19 protein-coding genes and 11 tRNA genes are annotated in these 22767 nt (G+C 67.8%); 16 read left to right on the forward strand and 14 right to left on the reverse strand.

Annotation, left to right across the window (positions count from 1 at the left end):
- The first annotated feature begins 203 nt into the window (after nt 1–203).
- From OG474_RS13535 to OG474_RS13595, 13 genes are all read left to right on the forward strand, one after another.
- Nucleotides 204–275 (forward strand) — tRNA-Trp (locus OG474_RS13535).
- Between the two features lie 54 nt (nt 276–329).
- A tRNA-Pro gene (locus tag OG474_RS13540) sits at nt 330–405 on the forward strand.
- Nucleotides 406–497: 92 nt separating this feature from the next.
- Nucleotides 498–571: transfer RNA gene (locus tag OG474_RS13545), tRNA-Arg, on the forward strand.
- Between the two features lie 2 nt (nt 572–573).
- A tRNA-His gene (locus tag OG474_RS13550) sits at nt 574–647 on the forward strand.
- A 35-nt stretch (nt 648–682) separates the two neighbouring features.
- Nucleotides 683–756, forward strand: a tRNA-Leu gene (locus OG474_RS13555).
- A 64-nt stretch (nt 757–820) separates the two neighbouring features.
- On the forward strand, nt 821–1267 hold the full coding sequence (locus OG474_RS13560; protein ID WP_405062620.1) for an HNH endonuclease: 447 nt from the start codon (nt 821–823) through the stop codon (nt 1265–1267).
- A gap of 139 nt (nt 1268–1406) precedes the next feature.
- Nucleotides 1407–1498: transfer RNA gene (locus tag OG474_RS13565), tRNA-Ser, on the forward strand.
- A 28-nt stretch (nt 1499–1526) separates the two neighbouring features.
- Nucleotides 1527–2723 carry an RtcB family protein gene (locus OG474_RS13570; protein ID WP_405062621.1) on the forward strand — a complete coding sequence of 399 codons (1197 nt, stop codon included), beginning with the start codon at nt 1527–1529 and terminating at the stop codon, nt 2721–2723.
- 40 nt (nt 2724–2763) lie between these two features.
- Nucleotides 2764–2852: transfer RNA gene (locus OG474_RS13575), tRNA-Ser, on the forward strand.
- Between the two features lie 10 nt (nt 2853–2862).
- Nucleotides 2863–2935, forward strand: a tRNA-Asp gene (locus OG474_RS13580).
- A 13-nt stretch (nt 2936–2948) separates the two neighbouring features.
- A tRNA-Glu gene (locus OG474_RS13585) sits at nt 2949–3021 on the forward strand.
- A 5-nt stretch (nt 3022–3026) separates the two neighbouring features.
- Nucleotides 3027–3100 (forward strand) — tRNA-Glu (locus OG474_RS13590).
- Between the two features lie 21 nt (nt 3101–3121).
- Nucleotides 3122–3208 (forward strand) — tRNA-Tyr (locus OG474_RS13595).
- A gap of 301 nt (nt 3209–3509) precedes the next feature.
- Here the strand turns inward: OG474_RS13595 and OG474_RS13600 are convergent.
- The 9 genes from OG474_RS13600 to OG474_RS13640 all read right to left on the reverse strand — a co-directional run bounded on the left by OG474_RS13600 (nt 3510) and on the right by OG474_RS13640 (nt 15819).
- Nucleotides 3510–3983: a DUF4375 domain-containing protein gene (locus OG474_RS13600; RefSeq protein ID WP_405062622.1), complete on the reverse strand. Its 474-nt coding sequence runs from the start codon at nt 3981–3983 to the stop codon at nt 3510–3512.
- 61 nt (nt 3984–4044) lie between these two features.
- Nucleotides 4045–5337: an alpha-L-fucosidase gene (locus OG474_RS13605; protein WP_405062623.1), complete on the reverse strand. Its 1293-nt coding sequence runs from the start codon at nt 5335–5337 to the stop codon at nt 4045–4047.
- On the reverse strand, nt 5334–6707 hold the full coding sequence (locus OG474_RS13610; protein ID WP_405062624.1) for an FAD-binding oxidoreductase: 1374 nt from the start codon (nt 6705–6707) through the stop codon (nt 5334–5336). The genes OG474_RS13605 and OG474_RS13610 overlap by 4 nt, the downstream gene beginning before the upstream one ends.
- Nucleotides 6704–7576, reverse strand: coding sequence for a U32 family peptidase (locus OG474_RS13615; protein WP_405062625.1), 873 nt, complete (start codon nt 7574–7576; stop codon nt 6704–6706). The genes OG474_RS13610 and OG474_RS13615 overlap by 4 nt, the downstream gene beginning before the upstream one ends.
- Entirely contained in the window at nt 7570–8877 is a 1308-nt protein-coding gene (locus OG474_RS13620) for a DUF2088 domain-containing protein (RefSeq protein ID WP_405062626.1), read from the reverse strand. Before OG474_RS13620 ends, OG474_RS13615 begins: the two co-directional genes overlap by 7 nt.
- Nucleotides 8877–10721: an IlvD/Edd family dehydratase gene (locus OG474_RS13625; protein WP_405062627.1), complete on the reverse strand. Its 1845-nt coding sequence runs from the start codon at nt 10719–10721 to the stop codon at nt 8877–8879. The genes OG474_RS13620 and OG474_RS13625 overlap by 1 nt, the downstream gene beginning before the upstream one ends.
- On the reverse strand, nt 10718–12172 hold the full coding sequence (locus OG474_RS13630; protein ID WP_405062628.1) for an aldehyde dehydrogenase (NADP(+)): 1455 nt from the start codon (nt 12170–12172) through the stop codon (nt 10718–10720). Before OG474_RS13630 ends, OG474_RS13625 begins: the two co-directional genes overlap by 4 nt.
- Nucleotides 12169–13059, reverse strand: a complete 891-nt coding sequence (locus OG474_RS13635) for a fumarylacetoacetate hydrolase family protein (protein WP_405062629.1) — start codon at nt 13057–13059, stop codon at nt 12169–12171. Before OG474_RS13635 ends, OG474_RS13630 begins: the two co-directional genes overlap by 4 nt.
- A gap of 45 nt (nt 13060–13104) precedes the next feature.
- The gene (locus tag OG474_RS13640) at nt 13105–15819 is read right to left on the reverse strand and encodes a UxaA family hydrolase (protein WP_405062630.1); all 2715 of its coding nucleotides are present in this window, start codon (nt 15817–15819) and stop codon (nt 13105–13107) included.
- Between the two features lie 128 nt (nt 15820–15947).
- Between OG474_RS13640 and OG474_RS13645 the strand changes: the two genes are divergently transcribed.
- Both OG474_RS13645 and OG474_RS13650 read left to right on the forward strand, forming a co-directional pair.
- The gene (locus OG474_RS13645; RefSeq protein ID WP_405062631.1) at nt 15948–16631 is read left to right on the forward strand and encodes a GntR family transcriptional regulator; all 684 of its coding nucleotides are present in this window, start codon (nt 15948–15950) and stop codon (nt 16629–16631) included.
- Nucleotides 16628–17071 (forward strand): hypothetical protein, encoded by a 444-nt coding sequence (locus tag OG474_RS13650; RefSeq protein ID WP_405062632.1) that lies wholly within the window; start codon nt 16628–16630, stop codon nt 17069–17071. The genes OG474_RS13645 and OG474_RS13650 overlap by 4 nt, the downstream gene beginning before the upstream one ends.
- 319 nt (nt 17072–17390) lie before the next feature.
- On the opposite strand, the gene OG474_RS13655 is transcribed toward OG474_RS13650, so the two are convergent.
- Complete coding sequence (locus tag OG474_RS13655; protein WP_405062633.1) at nt 17391–18035, reverse strand: hypothetical protein; 645 nt, start codon at nt 18033–18035, stop codon at nt 17391–17393.
- Nucleotides 18036–18159: 124 nt separating this feature from the next.
- On the opposite strand from OG474_RS13655, the gene OG474_RS13660 reads away from it, so the two are divergent.
- Complete coding sequence (locus OG474_RS13660; RefSeq protein WP_405062634.1) at nt 18160–18891, forward strand: TetR/AcrR family transcriptional regulator; 732 nt, start codon at nt 18160–18162, stop codon at nt 18889–18891.
- 196 nt (nt 18892–19087) lie between these two features.
- On the opposite strand, the gene OG474_RS13665 is transcribed toward OG474_RS13660, so the two are convergent.
- The 4 genes from OG474_RS13665 to OG474_RS13680 all read right to left on the reverse strand — a co-directional run bounded on the left by OG474_RS13665 (nt 19088) and on the right by OG474_RS13680 (nt 22765).
- Nucleotides 19088–19426 (reverse strand): VOC family protein, encoded by a 339-nt coding sequence (locus tag OG474_RS13665; RefSeq protein WP_405062635.1) that lies wholly within the window; start codon nt 19424–19426, stop codon nt 19088–19090.
- A gap of 104 nt (nt 19427–19530) precedes the next feature.
- On the reverse strand, nt 19531–20724 hold the full coding sequence (locus OG474_RS13670; RefSeq protein ID WP_405062636.1) for a Gfo/Idh/MocA family protein: 1194 nt from the start codon (nt 20722–20724) through the stop codon (nt 19531–19533).
- Between the two features lie 44 nt (nt 20725–20768).
- Complete coding sequence (locus OG474_RS13675; protein WP_405062637.1) at nt 20769–21461, reverse strand: glycerophosphodiester phosphodiesterase; 693 nt, start codon at nt 21459–21461, stop codon at nt 20769–20771.
- Nucleotides 21458–22765 carry an ABC transporter substrate-binding protein gene (locus OG474_RS13680; RefSeq protein WP_405062638.1) on the reverse strand — a complete coding sequence of 436 codons (1308 nt, stop codon included), beginning with the start codon at nt 22763–22765 and terminating at the stop codon, nt 21458–21460. The genes OG474_RS13675 and OG474_RS13680 overlap by 4 nt, the downstream gene beginning before the upstream one ends.
- Between the last annotated feature and the right edge of the window lie 2 nt (nt 22766–22767).

Genomic DNA, 22767 nt, shown 5'->3' on the forward strand with positions numbered 1-22767 from the left:
AAGCATGGCGGCGTTGCCCCATGGCTTTGCCGTCGTGCCTGCGAACTGTGCGTATCGATACGTTCTATCACCAGCTCGGCAGTGAACTGAGCCTGCGTTCAGGCGGTCCGCCTGGGTGATCCCGCGAGGGAGACACCTCAGGAGCCGTCTGGGCCGGGCAACCGGAGCAGGCGGCTCTTTTGTTTTGTCCACACACGGACCATCGTCGGTGCGCAATGGCTGCGGACCGGATTCCAAACCCGCGTCAAGAGGGTTCGATTCCCTCCACCGATGCATTCTTCGGGCATTTACGGATGCCCATTCGCACAATTGACAATTACATCGTTTATCCAGCTGTGGGCCAGTGGCCAGGCCACCTCATTTGGGATGAGGGAGACGGGGGTTCGAGTCCCTCCAGCTGGACCAGGCGCCCGCAGGATGCTTGCTACCGGCCGAGCGGGCGCCCCAGCAGTGCCCTGCGCGGGAAATCCGCTGCACATCCCGCGCAGGGTGCATGAACGCTCGTGGCTCAAGTGGAGAGAGCGCCTGCCTACGAAGCAGGAGGTTGCAGGTTCGAGTCCTGCCGAGCGTGCTGTGTCCGAGGCCGAAGCGGTCGAGGCACCGGGACGTGACCCCGGAGGAAGCGGGTTCGAGCCCCGCCGGACACCCTCTGTGCGTAGTGCCACCACTCACCGTAGTACTTGCGGCTCTGGCCCAACTGGCAGAGGCACCTGGCTTAGGACCAGGAGGTTCAGGGTTCGACTCCCTGGGGCCGCACCGACACCGAAACACCCGACCTCGCGTGGCGTGGTCGGGCACACTGGAAGGGAGGAGGAAGCACATGAGCGGTGTGATCGTTCTCAACGCGTCGTACGAGCAACTGCAGGTCGTGTCGATCCAGCACGCCATCAGGATGCTCGTGCGCGAAGTGGCCGTCGTCGAGGAAGCACATGACGGCGCCAGCATCGGACCGTTCCCCCTCCCCCGAGTGCTGCGACTGGTCCGGTATGTCGTCACCAAGTGGCGCTACGCGTCCGGCCGCCTCCAGTACACGCGGGCCGGCGTACTGCGGCGTGACAAGCACACGTGCGCGTACTGCGGCCTGAAGGGCGCGACCACGATGGACCACGTCGTACCGCGGTCCCGTGGTGGACGTGGTGAGTGGCTGAACGCTGTGGCCGCGCACGCATCGTGCAACGAGAAGAAGGGCTCACGCACGCCCGAGGAAGCCGGTATGCCGCTGTTGTGGCAGCCGTGGATCCCCTCGCGAGCTGAGTTATCGCTCTGACGTGACACCCCACCGGTGTCGCGTTGGAGCGCGATGCCAGGTGGGCGACGGTGACCCATCCTCGGTTCTGACCCGAGGCCCCGCAGGTTCGAGCCCTGCCCTGGCAGCGTCCTGACGTCATCCGGTACGGCGTCAGTCCGGCGGAATAAGCCGAGTTTCGGCCTATCGGCAACCGTTTCGAAAACGGTCAGCCCTTGAGAGGGCGTGCAGGTTCGAGACCTGCTTCCGCTGCATGTACACACACGAGAAGGGTGAGGAGATGAACGTGGAGTTTCCGGTGGAGCTGAGCGGGGCCAAGAGCTCCACGCTCATGTGGGCTCACGAGTACGAGGTGGGTGCGCAGGCACTGCAGCAGCTGCGGAACATCGCTGCGCTGCCGTGGGTGCACGGTGTTCGGGTGATGCCGGATGTGCACCTCGGTAAGGGCGCCACGGTGGGGTCCGTGATCGCGATGTACCAGGCCGTGTCGCCGGCTGCGGTCGGCGTCGACATCGGGTGCGGGATGGAGGGTGTGCTGACGTCACTGACGGCAGCGGACCTGCCGGACGACCTGTCCGGGATCCGGTCCCGGATCGAGGCCGCCGTACCGGTCGGCTTCCGGGCGCACGACGAGCCGGTCAGCATCCGGCGGCTCGGGCTGAACCCGCGGGCGTGGGACTGGCTGTGGGGGTCGTTCAACGAGCTGCACAAGGGCGTGCAGCAGCGTGAGAGCAAGGCCCAGAAGCAGATGGGCTCGCTCGGTGGGGGTAACCACTTCATCGAGGTGTGCCTCGACGACGACGACCGCGTGTGGCTGATGCTGCACTCCGGGAGCCGCAACATCGGCAAGGAACTGGCGGAGCGGCACATGTCGATCGCCCGGGAACTGCCGCACAACGCGGACCTCCCGGATCGCAACCTGGCCGTGTTCCTGTCCGGTACGCCGCAGATGACGGCGTACCGGCGGGACCTGACGTGGGCGCAGAAGTACGCGTCGCAGAACCGGGCGACGATGCTGGCGCTCGTGATGCGGGCGGTGCGGGAATCGTTCCCGCAGGAGATCCAGTTCGACAAGCCGATCTCGTGCCACCACAACTATGTGGCCGAGGAGCACTTCGACGGCCTCGACCTGCTCGTCACCCGCAAGGGTGCGATCCGGGCCGGCGTCGGCGACCTCGGACTGATCCCGGGCTCGATGGGGACAGGCTCGTACGTCGTTCGCGGTCTCGGCTCGGAGCGTTCGTTCTACTCGGCCTCACACGGGGCGGGCCGGCGGATGAGCCGCAACGAGGCGAAGCGCCGGTTCACGGTCGACGACCTGATCGCCCAGACGGCCGGCGTCGAATCCCGCAAGGACGCCGGGGTGCTCGACGAGCTGCCGGCGGCGTACAAGGACATCGAGTCGGTCATCGCCGCTCAGTCCGACCTGGTCGAGGTCGTCGCCCACCTCAAGCAGGTCATCTGCGTCAAGGGCTGACGGGACTGCCGTGTTCAGGGGACACGGCAGCCCCGCGCAAGGTGAGATCCGCCTGTAGGTAAGGGCAGCGGTTTGCTAAACCGTCGGTCGGCTTCGGCCGGCCCGTGAGTTCGAATCTCACTCTCACCGCGCAGCACGAGCTTCGTTGGCCTAGCGGTTAGGGCACCCGGTTGTCAGCCGGGGGATCACCGGTTCGAATCCGGTACGGAGCGCGCAGGTCGGCAGGCCCCGTTGGTCTAGTGGTCAGGACATCCGGTTCTCGGCCGGGGGATCACCGGTTCGAATCCGGTACGGGGTACGCAGGGCGCAGTGGACGAAACGGAAGAGTCGCCGCGCTTTCACCGCGGAGTGTGCGGGTTCGAGTCCCGTCTGCGCCACCGCACCAAGCAAGACAACGAGCAGGAGCGCCACCGATGGCGAGGTGGGGCGGGTTGTAACCCCGTTGCCTTCGGGCTGAGCAGGTTCGAATCCTGTCTGCTGCACCAACTCCGGGCGAAAGGGCCTGGGGCAACTGATGAGATGAAAGGAGGACCGGCTATGGCGGGACTCAGGAACAGGAAGCGAGTGCCTGGTGGGCGGACCGGTTCTCCGGTCAGTCAGGGGCATGCGTTGCGACGGGTGCTGCTGTCGTGTGGGCACGTGCAGCGGGACCGGTTGGCGCACCGCGGTGACCACGTCTGGTGTGAGGGCGAATGCTCCGACTGGATGCGGGTCGTTTCGGTGGAGGAGTAAGCGAAGGCGCCGCCATTCAGGTGGATGGCGGCGCCTGACCCTTTGGTGACGGATTCACGTCGGGCTCTCCGAAGGCTCGGTCCCTGGTTCGACTCCAGGCAGGGGGACGTTCGCGAAGGTCGCCTCGGCGTACTCGAGGAACCTGGCGACCTCGGTGTCGAAGTGATTCTCCCGGAGGTACTCCATGCTGAGCATCAGCAGGTCGATGTTGAGTTGGCAGGGGTGGGTGAAGGTCGCCATCACGAGGTGGAAGTCGTCGGCGTGGTCGGCGCACAGCGTGATGGCCCGGACGTAGAAGGCTGCGGTTCGCTCGGCGTCGACGGTGTGCAGCATGACCTCGTAGGGCTCGAGCAGGTCGTAGCCGCCGTTGAAGAACAGTTGCGCGAAGCCACCATTCTTGACCTGATAGTCAAACGAGGCGGCCATCACCGTCAGGTCGGCCAAGTCACGCAGATCAGGCGCTGGGGCCTCCAGGAACGCCTCGGCCAACTGGCCGACATCCTGCAGGCGCCGGTTGTAGACGTCCATGCCGGCAGTCAACCCCAGCAACGGCACCTCGCCGGAGCCGCGGCCGGAAGCTGCCGCGAGGTCAGCCGAGGTGCGGGTCGTGGTGAACGGTGACGGCGACGTCCGCCGCACCGCGCTTGGCCAGGACACGGACCCGTACGGCGTCAGCGGTCACCGAATGGTCCAGGGGGATCAGGCGGCGGTAGCCGATGGTGGTGCCGACCGCTATCTCGGTCCAGGCGCCATCGATCGAGGCATCGACAGCGAAAGATTCGACCTGTTGGCCGGCCGCGATGTCTTCGCGCAGGCTCAGCACATTGAACGATCCGGGCAGGTCGACAGCAGTGTCGTAGTACGAGCGAATCGCTGCACCAAAGGCAGACAACGCCTGTACGTCGGGCTCGGCGAACAGGCCGCGCCGATCCGGCGGAATGTTCAGCAGCAGCACGGCGTTCCGGCCGACCGACTTGCGGTAGATGTCCAACAGCTCGGCCAGCGACTTCACTGCGCTGTCCTCGGACGAGTGGTAGAACCAGCCGGGCCGGATCGAGACGTCGACCTCGGCCGGATACCAGCGCAGCTCGTCAGCGGCAGTGAGCTCCGAAGGTCCGGCCACCTCAGGAGCGGACTCTGCCGCCACCATCCGACCGGAAGCGAACGGTACGACGCTCCACTCGGTCTCGCGGGCGAGCCCGTCCTCGTTGCCGACCCACCGGACATCCGGTCCGCCGACCGCGATCGTTGCCTCGGGCGCCAACTTCCGGATCAGGTCGAACCACGCGTCGAAGGCATACTCCTGCGCCGTACTGGTCGGGTTGGCGCCGTCCAGCCAGACCTCGGCGATCGGCCCGTACTGCGTCAGCAGCTCGTACAGCTGGTTGAGATAGAACCGGTTGTAGTCGTCCACCTCGTAGACGAACCGCGACGAACCCAGTGAAGGGATGTCGGAGACAACCACCGGGCTGCCGTTGCCGTAGTACCCACCGGGTGCCTTCTCCTGATGGAGATCCGCCGGTGACAGGTAGAAGCCCAGCCCCAACCCATGCTCAGCACAAGCGGCGGACAGCTCCGCCATCACGTCGCGCCCGGACGGGCTTGCGGCGACATTGTGCGTTACATAGCGGCTCGGCCACAGGCAGAAGCCGTCGTGGTGTTTCGCCGTCAAGATCACGCTCTTGAACCCGGCGTCCACCAGCACTCGCACCCATTGATCACACGAGAGCTCCTGCGGGTCGTACACAGCCGGATCGTCGAGCCCCGTCCCCCACTCCAGATCCGTGAACGTGTTCACGCCGAAGTGCACGAAGGCTGTCAGCTCCTGCCGTTGCCATGCGAGCTGCCGTGCCGACGGCCGCACCAATGAAGGGTCGATCAACGCAACACCTTGCCAGGGTTGAGCAAACCGGCCGGATCGAAGGCGTGCTTGACGCGCCGGTGCAGCTCGAGGCCGACCGGACCGAGCTCGTCCTCGAGCCACTTCGCCTTCAACGTCCCGATCCCGTGCTCGCCGGTGATCGTCCCGCCGAGCGCCAGCCCGAGCTCCATCACGGCCCCGAACGCCTCCAGCGCCCGCGCCTCGGCCGCGGTGTTGCCGGGCTCGAAGATGACATTCGGATGCATGTTGCCGTCACCCACATGCCCGGCGCAGTAGATCGGTATGTCGTACTTCGTGCTGATCTCGGCGATCCCCCGGAGCAGCGCGACCAGCTTCGACCGCGGCACCGCGACGTCATCGACCAGCGAGGTGCCGAGCGGCTCCAGGGCAGCGTGCACCAATCGGCGGGCCTCGAGCAGCATCCGGGACTCCTCGGCATCCGACGCCTCGGCGACCTCGACCGCACCGTGGGCCGTGCAGATCGCGGCGATCCGCGCCACGTCGTCGGCGGCCCGCGCGCCCCGGTCGGACTGTGCGATCAGCAGCGACCCGACATCCGCGGGCAGTCCCATGTCCCGATAGTCCTGAATCGCCCGCGCAGTCGGCCCGTCGATGAACTCCAGCAGCGACGGCCGCAGCCCAGCTGCCATCACCGCGGCAGCCGCGGCGATCCCGTCCTCGATGGACAGGAACGTGGCCGCCGCTGTCAGCGCGGCCTCAGGCTCGGGCCGCAGCGCAAGCGTGGCCTCGGTGACCACGCCCAGCGTTCCCTCGGAACCCACGATCAGCCGCGTCACGTCGTACCCGGCGACGCCCTTCGCCGACCGCCGGCCGGTCCGGAGCACCTCACCCGATGCCAGCACGACCTCGAGCCCGAGCACGAAGTCCGAGGTCACGCCGTACTTCACGCAGCACAGCCCACCGGCGTTGGTCGCGATGTTGCCACCCAGCGTGGACATCTCCCACGACGAAGGATCCGGCGGGTAGAACAACCCCTGCTCGAGAACAGCGCGCGACAGCTCGGCGTTCACCACGCCCGGTTGCACCACCGCGACCTGGTCCTCGGTGGAGATCTCCAGGATCCGGTTCATCCGCGCGGTCGACAGCAGCAAGCATCCGTCGACCGCATTCGCGGCGCCCGACAGGCCGGTCCGCGCTCCCTGCGTGACAACCGGTACGCCGAACTCCGACGCGGCCTTCAGCACCTCCGACACCTCAGCCGTGGTTGAGGGCCGCACCAGCGCCAGCGGCACGCCGGCCGTGCAGAAGGTCGCTTCGTCGTTGCGATGCGACTCCAATACGTCGGCGTCGACGACCACCGCGTTGTCCCCCAGCACCGAGCGGAGGCGGGCCACCAGCAAGTCACTCATAAGGTCTCATCCTGTTCGGCCAGCAGTCGCAGGATCAATTCGGCTCGGCGGACCCGCTCACGCCCCAACGCCTCGGCAGTCGCGGCCAGGTGTGCCCCGACCGGATAGATGTTCGGGGCGTTCCGCAGACCCATCTTCAGATACACCGGCGCGGCCACCTTCACGATCTCCGGTACGTCGTAGAACCGCACGTGCCCGCCCTGGTCGTCCGGCACCTCGATGTACATGTCGATCGGCACGGAGGTGACCGATCGGATCTCCGCCAGGATCGGCACCGGAAGATCCGTCGACACGTTCAGACTCGTCGCACCCAGCCGCTCGTACAACCGTGCGGTCGGTGCGTTCGGCAGCGGCATCAGCACCGAGGTCTTCAGCACGAGGTCAGCAGGCAACGATCCGTCGACCTTCAGCTGTCCCAGCAGCTCCAGCACGCCGATATCCCCGACCAGCAGGCTGCGCACGCCGAGCTCGACCGCCCGGAAGGCGTCGCACAATGACGCGGCAACCATCGCGTTGCCGCGCGCCACGCCTCCGACGGCGGCCGAGACCTTCGCCTGCCCGCCGATGTCCCAGGCGCCGCGCGGTCCCAGGAAGAGACACACCTCGACCCCGGCGGACGCCCCGAGCGACAGCATCTCCTCGATCTCGCCGTCGGTCAGCATCATCACGCCACTGCCCTGCGAGACCCGGTCGACGGTCACCCCGCGCGTGGCCGCCTCTTCGAGCACAGCCGCCAGCACCCGCGGCCCCTCACACGAAGGGATCTCCACCTTGTACGGCGCTCCGTCCGGGAACGTGGCCGTGGACGGACCACCGGGCCGGAAGCCGCGATCGGCCAGCAAGGCATGCGCTTCGCGAAGACTCACCATGGCGCAAGAACCCCCTCGACGGTCAGGTCACTGGCAGCGCCGGTGATCTCCAGGTCGAACCGGTCCGCGGCCTCGTCCAGCAGCGCGGGCGTCACCAGCAGCTCATGCGGGGAGAGCGTGTCCTTGATCCGGGCCAACCGCAGCTCGGACCAATCGCGCCGTCCGCACATCGTGATCGCGGCCAGGATCGCCGCCTCGTCGTCCTCCATCACCATCGGCAGCCGGGACCGACGCGCTCCCCCGGCGCCCGAGGTCAACGCGTTCACGTAGCTGGCGCGCAGATCGATCTGCGCCAGCATCGATGCCGGCATCACGTCGGCCATCCCCAGACCCGACGCGTTTCCGTGCGAGGCCTCCGACAGCGAGTGCACACTGATCGCGGCGATCGACGGCGACTCGAACTCGGGGATGCCGTAGACCCAGCAGCGCCCGATGACGTTCGTGTCCATCCCGCAGCCGGACTTGTCCTTGCCCATCTCATCGACGACCAGCACGTCCAACTCGTCGAACGGCAGCCGCCCGAGCAGACTGCTTGCCCGCTGCAACAACGCGTGCTCGGCCGCGCCCGCGATTCCCTCCGCCGGAACGAACTCCACCGCCGCGGTGCGCTCGAGCGCGTTCTCCAGGATCGCCAGCCCACCCAGGATCTTGCCGCCAGCAACGACCGTCCGTGCCGCGACCTCGATATTGCCGCCCAGCGAAGGAATCCCGCCCGCGTGCAGCGCGGCCGCACCCGCGTGATTCCCGAGGCCGATCGCGAGGATCTTCGCCAGGCCGCTCTCGATCGGACCGTGGAAGTCGGTGTGCGGCTTGACCCGGTTGATCACCAGCACCCCGTCGGCGGCCGCGGCGATCGCGTCGTGGTGAACCGGCGTACCGTCCTCGAGCTTGCCGACGACCACTGTCTCCATCGTCGCCTCGATCGGGCAACCCACGCTGGCCGGAGTGATCCCGAGCCCGGCCAGCATCTCGCGCTGCCCCTCCGCGGTCGCACCGCCATGCGAACCCATCGCCGGCACGACGAACGGCGCAGCGCCCGCCGCCGTCAGCCAGTCGACAGCCGCTCGAACGACCGGCACCAAGTCATGGATTCCACGACTGCCTGCGGTCACGGCAATCCGCGCGCCGGGCTGGATCCGGGACCGCAGCGGCTCCAGCGCGGCCTGGGTCGCCTCCGCCGGTGCCACCGCCGGAAGGTCGGGAAGCAGCCGACGGATCGGCGTGACCTGCGGAATCACGCCGTCCGGGCGCAATCCCCGGACGGCCTCGAACGGTCCCCAATCCTGCGCCGGCGCGGTCATCAGTGACTCTGCCGCGCGACCGCGGAGCCGGTGCGGCCCACCAGGAAGTCGAGGTCGCAGCCCTTGTTGGCCTGCGTGACGTGGTCGACATACAGCCGGGCCCAGCCGCGATCCGTCGGTGGCGCCGGTGGCTGCCAGTCCGCTCGCCGCTTCTCCAGCTCTTCGTCCGACACATCCAGGTGCAGCCGCCGGGCCGGAACATCCAGCTCGATCCAGTCGCCCGTCCGAACCAGCGCCAACGGCCCACCCACCGCCGCCTCGGGCGTGACATGCAGAACAACCGTCCCGTACGCCGTGCCGCTCATCCGCGCGTCCGAGATCCGCACCATGTCGTCGACACCGATCTCGGCCAGCTTGCGCGGGATCGTCATGTTGCCGACCTCCGGCATCCCCGGATAGCCGCGCGGCCCTGCGTTCTGCAGCACGAGCACGGTGTCCTCGTCGACATCCAGCTCCGGATCGTCGACGGCGAGGTCATACTCCTCGATGCTGCTGAAGACCAGCGCCTTCCCGCGATGCTGCAGCAGCCGCTCCGACGCCGCGGACTGCTTGACCACGGCACCATCCGGCGCCAGATTGCCCTTCAGCACGGCGGTGCCTGCACCGCTCCCGAGTGGATTGCCGACCGGGCGGATCACCGCGACGGCAGGCTGTCCCTCCTGACCGGCCCAGTCGATCCGCTCCGCCTGAGCGACGTTCTCGCCCATCGTCCGGCCGGTCACGGTGATCGCGTCCGCCTTGAGCAGCGGCAGGATCTCGCGCAGGACCGCCGGAAGACCGCCGGCGTAGTAGAAGTCCTCCATCAGATACTTCCCCGACGGCTGCAGGTCGGCCAGCCACGGCACGCCGCGGGCCCACTCGTCCATGTCGTCCAGCGTGAGCTCGACGCCGACCCGGCCGGCGATCGCGAGCAGGTGGATGACGGCGTTGGTCGAACCACCGATCGCCGCGTTCGCCCGGACCGCGTTGGCGAACGCGTCGCGGGTCAGGATGTCGGACGGCTTCAGGTCCTCATGCACCATCTCGACGATCCGCCGACCCGCCTGCTGGGCGAGCGAATACCGCCGGGAGTCGACCGCGGGAATCGCGGCGGACCCGGTCAGCTGGAGACCGAGCGCCTCGGCCATACAGGCCATGGTGGAGGCGGTGCCCATCGTCATACAGTGGCCGTTGCTCCGGGACATGCCGGACTCGGCCGCCGCATAGTCCGCCTCGGTCATCCGCCCGGCGTTCCGATCCTGGGTGAACCGCCACACCGCCGTACCGGAGCCGATGTCGCAGCCGCGGAACTTGCCGTTCAGCATCGGTCCGCCGGTCACCACCAGGGTCGGCAGGTCGACGCTCGCCGCGCCCATGATCGAGCCCGGGGTGGTCTTGTCACAGCCGGTCAGCAGGACCGTGCCGTCGATCGGGTTACCTCGCAACGACTCCTCGACGTCCATGCTGAGCAGGTTCCGGAAGAGCATCGCGGTCGGCCGCAGCATCGTCTCGCCGAGCGACATCACCGGGAACTCCAGCGGGAATCCGCCGGCCTGCCACACCCCGCGCTTCACCGACTCCGCCAACCGCCGCAGGTGGGCGTTGCACGGCGTCAGCTCGGACCAGGTGTTGCAGATCCCGATCACCGGCCGCCCGTCGAACACCTCCTCGGAGAAGCCCTGGGCCCGCATCCACGACCGATGGATGAACCCGTTCCGCCCCTCCTCCCCGAACCAGTGCTCATAACTCCGCAGCCCGTTCGGTGCACCAGAGGGGACTTCGGTCCCCTTCTCCGGAGTCGGTACGCCGCTTGCCGGCGGCAGCTCGCTGTCGCGCGGATCGTCGGTCGGCGGGCGATCACTCATCGCTCTACCTCGTCTCGGCTGATTGCGCCGTTGATGCGGCGGCTGATCCCGAGTGGGTTCGCATCACGCAGCACGGCGGGAAGCACCGCATCGGGCGCGTCCTGGTAGGCGACCGGTCGCTGGAACCGACGAGCCGCGGTCACTCCGACACTCGTGTGGATCGAACCGACCGTCGATGGGAACGGACCGCCGTGATGCTGGGCCCACGAGACCGCAACCCCAGTGGGCCAGCCGTTCCACAGCACTCGCCCGGCTTTTGCCGTCAGCAACGGCAGCAGGTCGGTGACCAATGAGGCGTCGGACTCCTCGGCGTGCAGGGTGGCGGTGAGGTTTCCGTCGAAGGCGGCGATCGCTTCGCGCAGCTCGTCGGCCCCGTCGTACTCGACCACGATCGAGACCGGGCCGAAGCACTCCTCCAGCACGTCCGCACGCGAGACCATCAGGTCGGCGAGCGTCGTCTGCAGCAACGTCGCACCACCACCCGACGCCCACTCGACGACGCCCTCGACCTTGTGCAGCCGATCGAGTCCGGTATCGAAGGCCTCCTTGATCCGGCCGTTCAGCATCGAGCCGCCACCTACACCGCCCATCGCCGCGATCAGCTCGTCTTTCAGACCGTGACCATCCGGCAGGAACAGGAGCCCCGGCTTGGTGCAGAACTGACCGACGCCGAGCGTGAACGAACCGACGTACCCACTGGCGATTTCCTTGCCGCGGGCATCGATCGCGGCCTGCGTGACGAAGACCGGGTTCAGGCTGCCGAGCTCGCCGTAGAACGGAATCGGCTCCGGCCGGGTGACCGCGATCTCGTGCAACGCCTTGCCGGCCGGAACCGAACCGGTGAAACCAGCCGCAGTGATCCGCGGATCCTTCAGCGCCGCCACACCGGCATCGAAGCCCTGGATCAGCCCCAGCGAACCATCCGGCGCACCGGCTTCGCGCAAAGCCTCGATCATCACCGCGGCCGTCCGCACCGAGAGCTCCGGATGCCCCGGATGGGCCTTCACGATCACCGGGCAGCCGGCCGCCAGAGCCGACGCGGTGTCACCACCACAGACGCTGAAGGCGAACGGGAAGTTGCTGGCAGCGAACACCAGAACCGGGCCGAGTGGCACCAGCACCCGGCGCAGATCCGGTCGCGGCACCGGCTTGGCCGCAGCATCGGCGGTATCGATGATCACCTCGAGCAACGATCCCTCGACCAGCGCGTCGGCGAACATCCGCAGCTGTCCGGTGCTCCGACCGACCTCACCCCGCAACCGCGCCTCGGGCAATGCCGTCTCGCGCATCGCGATCGGCACCAGCTCATCCGCGGCCGCATCCAACGCGTCCGCCGCGGCCCGGATCCACCCGGCCCGCACGGCGGGCTCCGCGGTCCCGAGCGCAGCCGCGGCAGCAGCAGCGTCGGCCAGGGCCTGCTCGAGCTCGGCAGGCGTGGTGTCGGCGGTCATCGCTTCTCCTCAGAGTTCTGCACAGCCAGGAACGCGAAAGGCTCCCGGCCGGTGGCCACGGTGTTCGTCAAAGTACCCAGTTCGTCGATGCTGATCCTGATCACATCACCTTCGTGTAGCTCGAACGCAAATTCGGGCACGATGCCGGTCCCGGTGGCCAGAATCACGCCGTCCGGGAAGTCGTTCGGAACGAAGAGCGCATCGATCAGATCGGGCAGCTCGCGCACCAGCTTCGCGGTCGACGTCGTACCGGTGAAGACGTCGTCGTCGCCGCGGCGGATCACCAGGTCGATCGTCAGATCCTTGGGATCAGCCACTTCCCAGGCAGGCCGGATCCCGGTCGCGAGCGCGCAGCCACCGGCGAACAGCTTGGCCTGCGGGACGTACAGCGGGTTCACGCCCTCGATCGAGCGTGAACTCATGTCGTTGCAGATCGTGTAGCCGATAATCTCGCCGTGACTGTTGGCGACGACCGCGAGCTCCGGCTCCGGGACGTCATGCCCGGAGTCGACCCGGATCCCGACCGGTTCGCCGTCTGTCACGACGCGCCAGGCCGGCGCCTTCTGGAACAGCTCGGGCCGCTCCGCGGTGTAGACCTTGTCGTAGACGGATTGCTCGGTACTCTCCTCCATCCGCGCGCCCCGCGACCGCTCATACGTGACGCCCGCGCACCAGACCTCGCCACGGCCGTCGATCGGCGGCAACCACGTCAGGCCGTCGGCGGCGACCGCCGTACCGGTCTTGGTAACGGCCGTCCGCAGGTCCGCGAGTGGAAGCCGGAGCAGCTCGGCCATGCTGGCGATATCTGAGACCGGTGCCACTGTGTCCCCGGTACGTACGCCGACGACCGGCCGCCCGTCGGGCGACTGGTAACGGACCAAGTGCATGTGTCCACCTCTCACATTGACGTGCCGATCACTTTGAAGTCCAGGTCACATTGACGTGCCGAGCAGACCCCGGGTGATCTGGAAGCCGACGTTGCCGGAGGCAACTGCTTTGGGCACGAGCTGCCGGCTCGCGACCAGCGCGATCGTCTCCAGCCCGATCCGCGCCTGGTCGGCCGCGTCCCCGGTGGCGACCGCGTCGAGGTCGTCGCCGTACCGGGCGACCGTCTCCGGGTCCTTGCTGAACTCGACGACCGGCACGAACCGCTGCGCCGACAACGTCCCGCCGGCGACATGCGCCAGGATCTGCTGGACGCCGGAAGCCCCGAACCCGGTCGCGGTCTCCATCCAGTCCGTGCCTGGCATCCGCATCACGTGCCAGCCCGGCCCCGCGAGCTGCTGACCATGCGCGATCGTCGGGCCTACCTCGGCGACGGAGCCGAACGCCGTACGGCGGAAGTCCTCATCCGCAAGCAGTGAGCCGCGCGAGGACAGCACGACCGAGCCACCCGAACCGACGATCTCACCGCCGATCAGACCGAGCGCCCCGGCGGTGTCGGCGGTCAGCGGACCGCGAGCCTCCAGGCCGACCGTGAGCGCACCGAGATCGCCTTCGCGCTCGACCGGACGGGAGAGGTCGAAGCTGTTGAACCAGTCCTGCACCTTGATACCGACGGCGTCCAGACCGCCGTCCGCCTGGATGCTCGCCCAGCCGAACCGCGACGGATCCTTCCCGGCCTCGACCAGGCGGGAGCGGAAGTAGTCGTTGTGGGTCTTCTCGCAGCCGTGTTCCAGGAGCAGAGCCATCCGGGTGTTCGGGTGCAGAAGGTAGCCGAGCATGATCCGGGCGAAGGTCTCCTCGGAAGCACCGCCGCTGCTACCGCAGCCCTCGGTGTGCGGGAGCGCGACCATCCGGGTGACTGCGTCGCCGGCCCACTTCTCCAGCTCAGCCTGAGCTGCGAGGCGGAGGGCGATCTGGCCGGAGCAGAGGCTGGTCGGCAAGATCAGTCCGACGGCTTCGGGGAGAAGACGATCGTCGACCTGCAGCAGCCGGGCCGGGGTGCGTCCGGCGCTGACGAAGCCGGTCAGTGGAAGACCATCGAGAGGCGCATCGCGGTCGTCGGCCGGGAGGTCGGCCAGCGCGCGGCTCTGGCGGCCGTCGGTGCTGATCGAGATCCCTTCGCGCGGACCGCTCTGCTTCCAGTTCCGCCAGATCGACACCTGGCTGTGGCCCGCGCGTTCGCCCGCGCTTGGTTCGCCGGACGCGACCCGGACGGTCAGGTCGAAGGTCTCCGCGGTCAGCTGCGCCATCGTCGTACCGGTCAGATAGCGGCCCGCGTCGACATCCATCTCCGCGTGCAACCGCTCGTACCGATCGCTGGTGGTGACGAACTTCAGGGTCGGCACGAACGGGAAGTTGGTGATCGAGCCGTTGCCGGTGGTGAAGAAGATCAGGTTGCAGCCGCTGCCGATCTGGCCGGCGACCGACTCGAGGTCGTTCCCGGGGCTGTCCATGAAGATGTAGCCGTTGCCGGGCAGCGGTTCGCCGTAGTCGATCACGTGGTCGAGGCGGACCTCGCGCGGGAGTTTGCGGGCGGCGCCGATCGACTTGAGGACGATGTTGTAGAGGCCGCGGTACACGTTGCCGCCGGACGGGTTGCCCTCGGCGGTGTGCCCGTGCCAGCCGACGCGCTCCTTGAACGAGCGGATCGTGGTCAGGAAGCGGCGGGCGGTGGCGAGGTCGCGGACGTTCTTCAGCACATAGGGCTCGGCGCCGATGAGCTCGTCGGTCTCGGCCAGTACGGCGGCGCCGCCGTGCTTGATGACCTCTGCGCCGACCAGGCCGGCGAGCGGGTTGGCCGAGATACCGGAGAAGGCGTCGGAGCCGCCGCACTGCAGCGCGATCTTGAGGTCGGCCAGCGGGACCTCGACCCGCTGCTGAGCATCGACGACCGGGAGCCAGGGCTGGACGAGGGCGCCGGCTGTGGTCAGGTCGTGCTCGAACCCGGCCTCGCGGGTGAAGAACGCGTGCGGGACCTGGATCTCGGGGTAGTCGTGCTCGGTCATGAAGTCCTGGATCGCCTGACCGGAGACCACGTCGTCGGCGGTGTCCACGATCAGGACGGCGCCGACGTTCGGGTTGAGGGTGAAGCCGGCCAGGGTCGCGAGCAGGAAGTGCAGGTTGTTCGGTACCTCGTCCTCGCCACCCTCGGTGTGAGCAACCGGTACGACGCCGTCGCCCGCGGCCGCGCCGTCGAAGCGGCGGGCAAGCTCGGTGACGAAGCCGGAACTGCGGGAGCTGGTCGCCATCACCACCACGTGGTTGCGTGTACCGGCTGGGCCTTGCGCGCGGGGATAGCCGAGGAAGGTGCCGGGCTGCTCGACGCTGGTGACCTGCCGGCCGAGGTGGAGCGCGTTCTCGTCGAGCTCGAAGGGGTCCAGGGGTTCGTTCGTGGCGGACGGTTCGGCAGGGAGACCTTCCACGCCACGGGCGGTCACTGCCTGCAGGCTGGTCGGCGTACAGACGTAGTCGCCGGGGAGCAGGTCGCGGGACGCCCGGGCGAAGGGGGTGTTCCAGGAGGTGATCGCGTCGCCTTGCGAGATCCGCCGTACGACGACCCGGTGGCCCTCGAGGATGGTGTGCGGGAGCGTGATCGTGGTGCCGCCGAGCTCGATCTGGGTGCCCGCGTCCAGGCGTCGAGAACAGATCGCGGCGTTGTCCTCGGGCTCGGGTAGAACGCCGATCTCTTCGAACCTCAACACCGTGTCCGCCTTCCGTAGCTGGCTACTCCGGCGCTACCGTGGGCCAGATCGTGCATGATGCATGATCCACCCTGCCCAAGACAACCGGCCGGGTCAAGGCCGCGCTCAGGATCCGGAGGGGAGACGGGGTGGCTGATCACGATGTAGCTGGGTCCGACAGGCGGGTGCTGCGTCGGCAGATGCTCGCCGACGACGTCTACGAGGCGATCAAGACGATGCTGATGGACCACGTCATCCGGCCCGGTGCCCGGATCTCGATCGACGGACTCGCCCGTGAGTTCCAGGTTTCGTCGACCCCGGTCCGCGAGGCGCTGGCGAGGCTGGAATCCGAGGGGCTCGCGCTCAAAGAGCCGCTGAAGGGCTACCGCGCGACCCCGCTGCTCACGCTGGCCGAGTTCGACGACCTCTACCGCTTCCGGCTGCTGCTGGAACCGTGGGCCGCCCGCCGCGCCGCCGAACTCATCACCGACGAAGGCCGCGACCAGCTGCACTCCGAGCTCGCCGCCGCCGTCGAACCCACGTCCGTCGACTACGCCGGCTACAAGTCGCTCACGGTCCACGACAACCGCTTCCACACCCTCATCGCCACGCTCTCCGGCAGCGCCCAGGTCCGCCTAGCCTTCCAGCGCACCCACTGCCACCTGCACATCTTCCGGCTGCACTACGAGCGCGACATCGGCCCCGAGGTCCTCACCGAACACCGCACCCTCGTCGAAGCCATCACCTCCGGCAGCCCAGCCGCCGCCGAGGCCGCAATGACCCGCCACATCCACAACTCCATGCAGTCCCGCCTCCGCAAGATCTACGAGTGACCCGGAAACCGTTCCCGCTGCCGATCCCGCCGATCCTCCGGCCGTACATCCTCGACTTCCACTGGGATGTGTCGCGGCTACACGCCCTCGATCTACCTGCGGCCGAGCTGACGGTGGCTGAGCTCGCACATCACCTCGACCTTCCGTTCTGGGCGTACGACGGCCGCCCGTTCCAGGTCACGCCGTACCAGGTCGCCGCCGACCCAGCCCGCTACCACCAGCAGCACGCCCGCACTCTGGCAGCCGATCTCGGCTACACCGTCCCCTACACGTTGGAGATCCGCGAATACCCCATCGACGTCGTACGGCGGGAGGACGGCCGGATCACCGTCCTCGACGGCCTCCACCGCCTCCTGCACGCCGAGCTGGCAGGACGAACCGTCATCGCAGTCCGCGTCCTGGACTGGGCGCGGCTGGACGAGATTGCCCTCCACCCCTAACAGTGCCTCCGATCCTCCCCAAACCGCTTTGGGGAGCGAATCCGCCCGAATCGAGGGGCCAATCCTCCCCGAACCAGTTTGGGGAGCAAATCCGCCCGAATTGGGGGGTGGATGCTCCCCAAACCGGTTTGGGGAGGGGCGGGGGTCCGTCGGCGGGCCGGAATCGGTGGGCCGGCTGACGGCGCCCCTGGATCGGTCGCGGCGGCAGTGAGGAGAGGCCGGACCGGACGCGATCCGTACCTCCGTCGCCACCGTGATCGGTCGGTGCGTTCCACGCGGCGGAAGTACTAGGCGATACGCACGCGACCGGCTGAGCGGATCACTCGACGAGAGTCGGCTTCTGGGTGGCTGGTTTGAACCAGCGGGCCACTAGGGCGGTCGCGAGGATGAGGCCTACACCCCAGGCGACCGGGGCGACCAGGCCCATCAGCTCTATCGAGTTGAGGTAGAGGCCGATCGCGGCGGCCGGGCTGAGGACGCCGACCACCAGGAAGGAGCCACCGATCCAGCGCGCCAGCTTGCCGGTCCGGAACACCGGCACCAGGAACAGGCAGGCGAGGCTGAAGAAGATGCCCCAGCCCAGACTTTCGAAGGTGAACATCAGCGAGGGCCAGCCGTAGGGCTGGAACCAGTCGAGCCCCTCGGTCCGCCCCAGTCCCGGACTCTGGCGGACCAGCGTCAGCGCGACGAACCGGTTGATCGTCACGAGCAGCACGAGCATCGCGACGAAGACCAGCGACGTCAGGGTGAAGATTCGGCGGTCGGGTGGCGCGGCGAGGTGGATGGCACACCACAACGGCACCATGGCCAGGACCGTTGCCAGGATCAGCACGTGGAACCCGGTCGTGTACGGCTCGGCGGGCGGGAACGGCAGACCCGCCACCATCATGCTGCTGAGCATGCCCAGGTAGATGAGGCTCAGCATGGCGACGACGCCGCCCGACCATTGCCCCAGTCTGCACACGGAAGCCGCGCTCGTCGTGGCAGTCTCACACTCAGAATAATGGCGTACATTGTTCTCCATAATGGCGAACAATGTACGCCGAACTAGAGTGAGAGGTCAACGAGCGACGGGAGAATCCGCACCGATGGCCGAGACACACAGGGCACAGTTGCCTCGGGGCGCCGAGCTGGCATGGGCTACCGCGCGCGAGCCGAAGCGTGGTCCACGGCCGGGGCTCAACCTGGGGCAGATCGTGCACGCGGCGATCGGGCTCGCCGACCGGTCCGGTCTGGCAGCTGTCTCGTTGGCGCGGGTCGCCGCCGAGCTGGGCTGCGCAACCACGTCGCTGTACCGCTATGTCCGGGCCAAGGAGGACCTCGTCCTGCTGATGCGCGACACCGCGGCCGCACCACCGCCGGATCTCCACCGGCCCGACCCGGACCGGTGGGAACAGTCATTGCGCCGGCTCGCCGAGCAGATCTTCGCGCGCTACCGGGCCCATCCGTGGATGTTGGACACGCCGCCGACCGGGCCACCGACCACCCCGAACGAGCTCATGTGGGGCGAGCACATGCTGCGGGCGATGTCGCGAACAACCCTGAGCGCACCCGACCGGCTCCGCGCGATCACACTGATCACCGGCTACGTCCGGGAGCAGGCCCGCCTGGCAGCGGATCCGGTCATCGCCGGCGAAGCCGAGAGCGGGTACGTGCAGCTCCTCAGCGGCGTGCTGACACCGGACCGCTACCCGATGTTCTGTCAGCTGTTCGCCGACGAGACCATCACCAGTTCCATCGCCTACACCGACCAGGACTTTCAGTTCGGCCTGGACCGGATCATGACCGGCCTGACAGACCTCGCCAAGCGTTCCGCCTGAGGACAGGACCTGTCGGGTGGGGCCGTCGCTCGGGCCGGAATCAGGACCCGCGCGACGGCCGCCGTGGATCGGGTCGCGAGCGCAGTGAGGAGAGGCCGCACCGGACGCGATCCGTACCTCCGTCGCCACCGTGATCGGTCGGTGCGTTCCACGCGGCGGAGGTAATAAGCCGTACGCAGCCGATCGCCTGATCGGATCATTCGAGGGTGGCGCCGCCGTACGAGATCTCGTTGCCGTCGGGGTCGAAGAAGGTCGCGTGGCGGACGCCGTTGTCGTAGGTCTCGCGAGTGCTGGGCTCGAGTCCACGCTCGGCGATCCCACGCAGGGTCGCGTCGAAGTCCTCGACGAAGAGGGTGTGCTGGGCGTGGCCGGCGTGTTCGGGGACTACCTCGATGTAGAGGTACCGGTGCTCGGCGAGCTCCCAGACGGCCTCGATGTCGTTGGGCAGGAAGGCCGGCGAGGTACCGAGCAACTGTGAGTACCAGCCGACGGCGGTGGCGTAGTCGCTGACGGAGATTCCGGCGAACAGGTCCATCGGTGCACGGTAGCTCTAAGGACAGGACATGTCAGGCCGGTCACCGCTGCGGGTGACGGGCCTGAGCGTGGCGCGGTGGCCTAGTAGGCGTATATGTCCTGTCGTTAGAGCGGGGCGTCGCCGTGGTCGGGGATCTCCAGCTGTACGCCGCCTTGGAGCGCGGACTGGTGAGCGTAGATCCCCGGAAGGGTGTAGCGGGCGGAGACCCAGGCGTTGATCGGCGGGAGGGTCTTGTCGGCGACCGCGCGGACGAAGTCGTCGGCGAGGAAGTGGTGCGAACCCTCGTGGCCGTTGTGCAGGCCGTCGAACTCGGACGGCAGGCGGCTGCGGTCGTGCACCGGCGAGAGGCCGGAGCGGAACGCGTCGCGGAGCGCCGGGTCGACGTTCGCCAGGTCCTCGTCGTCGAGGGCGCCGGCCGACGTCTCCATCAGGTGGCTGACATCTTCGACGCCTTCCTTGTTCTGCCACAGGGTCGTGGTAGCGAGCTGCTCGAAGCTGCCCTCGGTCCCGAACACGCGCAGCCGCGACTCGCGGATGTGCGACGGGTAGCCGACGCGACGCATCTCGTTGGTGCGCATGATGCCGCCGTCGGCGAGCTTGAACAGCGCGGTCGCGTTCGAGAAGTCGTTGTCGAACTGGCTGATCTCCTTGTCGAAGACCCCGTCACCGCGATCGTCCTTGACCCCGATCGCCGACACATGGGTGGCGTGCTGGCCGGTCACGGAGAGAACGTTGCCGACGGCATGCGTCGGGTAGAGCAGCGGCGGGAAGGACGCGGTCTTCTTCCAGTCCTCACCGCCTGAGTACTGGTACGCCGCGTAGAACCCGAGATCCATGTCGTGGACGTAGTCGCCCTCGGAGTAGAAGACCCGGCCGAAGTCACCAGCGGCCAGCCGCTGCCGGCAGTACACCGACGAGGGGTAGTAGAAGCTGGTCTCACCCATCATGTAGGTCAGGCCGGTCTCCTTGACCAGCTCGATGATCCGCGCGATCTGGTCGGCCTGGATCGCCATCGGCACGGTCGAGTACACGTGCTTCCCGGCCTCGAGCGCCCGGATCGCCATCTCGCCGTGCAGCCAGCGCTGGGTGAAGATCGCGACCGCGTCCACGTCGGACTCGAGCATCTCCTCGAACGACTGATAGGTGACCGCGACTCCCTGCTTGGCCGCCATCGCCGCCGTCCGCTCCGGGAGGACGTCGGTCAGCCGCACCTCGGTGACATCCGGGTGCGCGGTCCACAGCCGCAGGAACGAGGGGGCGAACTGGCCGGCTCCGGCCACACCGATGCTGATTCCCATACGGAAGAGCCAATCACACATTTATGTTCCATGGAAGAACAAATTCAGACGTTGGAACGTGTGAGCAGATGTGGGTTGTCGGTGGTGACCCCGTCCACCCCGAGCTCCACCGCCTCGGCGAGCGTGGTCGCGTCGGGCACCGGCCAGGCGGTCACGGACAGCCCAGCAGCATGCAGGTCGGCGACAAACGCCGAGGTCAGACCACTAATGCCGCACAACGCCCAGGTCGCTTCAGCCTCCCGGGTCAGCGCCAGTACGTCGGGAGTCGTGCGACCGAAGATCCGGCCGGTCGTCACCCCGGGGAAGGCACGTCGGGTGGCGAGCAGGATCTCGGGATGGAAGGACGTGACGAGCGTCCGAGCCGCGAGTTCGGGGTCGGCCCGGAGCGAATCGGCCAGCAACGGAACAGCGGCAGCCGCCTTGACCTCGGCCTGAAAGCGGACCGTCCCGGGAAGAGCGGCGACCGTCTCGGCCCAGGTCGGGACGCGCTCGCCCAGCCCGGCATCCAGCGTGCGGAGTTGGGCGAGCGTGAGGGAGGCGACCTCGCCGGAGCCGGAGCCGGAGCCGGTCGTGGTTCGGTCGACGGTGGCGTCATGCATGACGACGAGCGAACCGTCCGCGCTCACCCGGAGGTCGAGTTCGATCTCGTCGCAACCGTCCGCGACCGCTCGACGAAACGATCGCAAGGTGTTCTCGGGTTCGCTGCCGAGCGAGCCTCGATGACCGGTGATGATCACAGCACCTTCTCCTCGTAGAGCCGACGAACCTCATCACCGATCGCGTCCAGCCGACGGCCCACCGCAGCGAAGACCTTGGCAGGAACCGCATTGTCGGCGTAGATCTGCTGCAGACCGGTGTAGATGGCAACGTTCGCATTGCGCCCGTAGAGCCGGATCGCATCCTGCTGCCGGGCGTTGGCGAGCTGCGCGATCGCGACCCCGTAGTTCGGCTGCTCGGCGATCAACTTCTTGAGCTCCGGCACGTTCCGCGCGGCCTCCACCACCGGCAGGTAGCCGGTCTGGATCGTCCACCAGGCCGAGTTCTCCGGCCGCGCCAGAAAGGCGAGGAACTTCGCAGCCGCCTGCTTCCGCTCGGCCGAGATATTGCGCAGCATCCCGATCCCACCACCACCGGTGGCGATCCCGGATGCGACCTCGGCCGGCACGAACCCCGCGCCGACCCGGAACTTCGCCTTGCTGGTCATGCTTTTCAGCCCACCGGTCGACTCCTGGATCATTGCCACGAGCCCGTTCGCGAAGTCCGTACTCGGACTGCTCGCCATATAGGCCAGCTTCAGCGAGTGGACCATCGACCGCTGCCACTCCCCCGCCGCCACCGCGCCCGCCTCGTCGATCGTGACGTCGAGCCCGCGCGAGTAGGAACCACCGAACTGCCACACGTTCCCCTGGAACTGCCAGTCCCCGTCAACCTTCGCCAACGCCAACGTCCGCAGCGACCGCCCACCCGCCTGCACCTTGGCCAGCGACGGCCCCCACGACTGCAGCTCGCTCCACGTCCGCGGCGCTCGATCCGGCAGACCAGCGGCCGCGAACGCATCCCGGTTGTAGTACAGGATCGGCGTACTCCGGGCGAACGGAACGCACCAGCTCTGCCCCTTCACCACATACTCACCGAACAGCTTCGGCTGATAGACCGTCGGATCCGCCAGATATCCGTTCAACGGCTCCAGCGCTTCGTTGAGGAAGAACCGTTCCCACGTCACATCCGACAGTACGGCGAGATCCGGCGCCTGCTTGGCGATCAGGGCCGCGGCGACCTTCTGCGCGACATCGTCGTAGCTCCCCTGGAACTGGACCTCGACGTACACGTCGTCCTGGGATTCGTTGAACTTGGCAACGAGTCCGTCGACCGCCTTGCCATTCACGCCGCCGTACGACGACCAGAACACGACCCGAACGCGGCCGGCATACTGCGGCGGCACGGCCCCGGCCGGCTGCGAGTAGACCGCGTCGATCGACCGATATCCACAGCCTGCCAACGACAATGCCGCGGTCAGTCCGAGGAATCCCCTGCGCCGCATGC

Origin of the sequence: Kribbella sp. NBC_01505, assembly GCF_045040285.1 — a bacterium.
In the GTDB taxonomy this organism is placed as follows: Bacteria; Actinomycetota; Actinomycetes; order Propionibacteriales; family Kribbellaceae; genus Kribbella.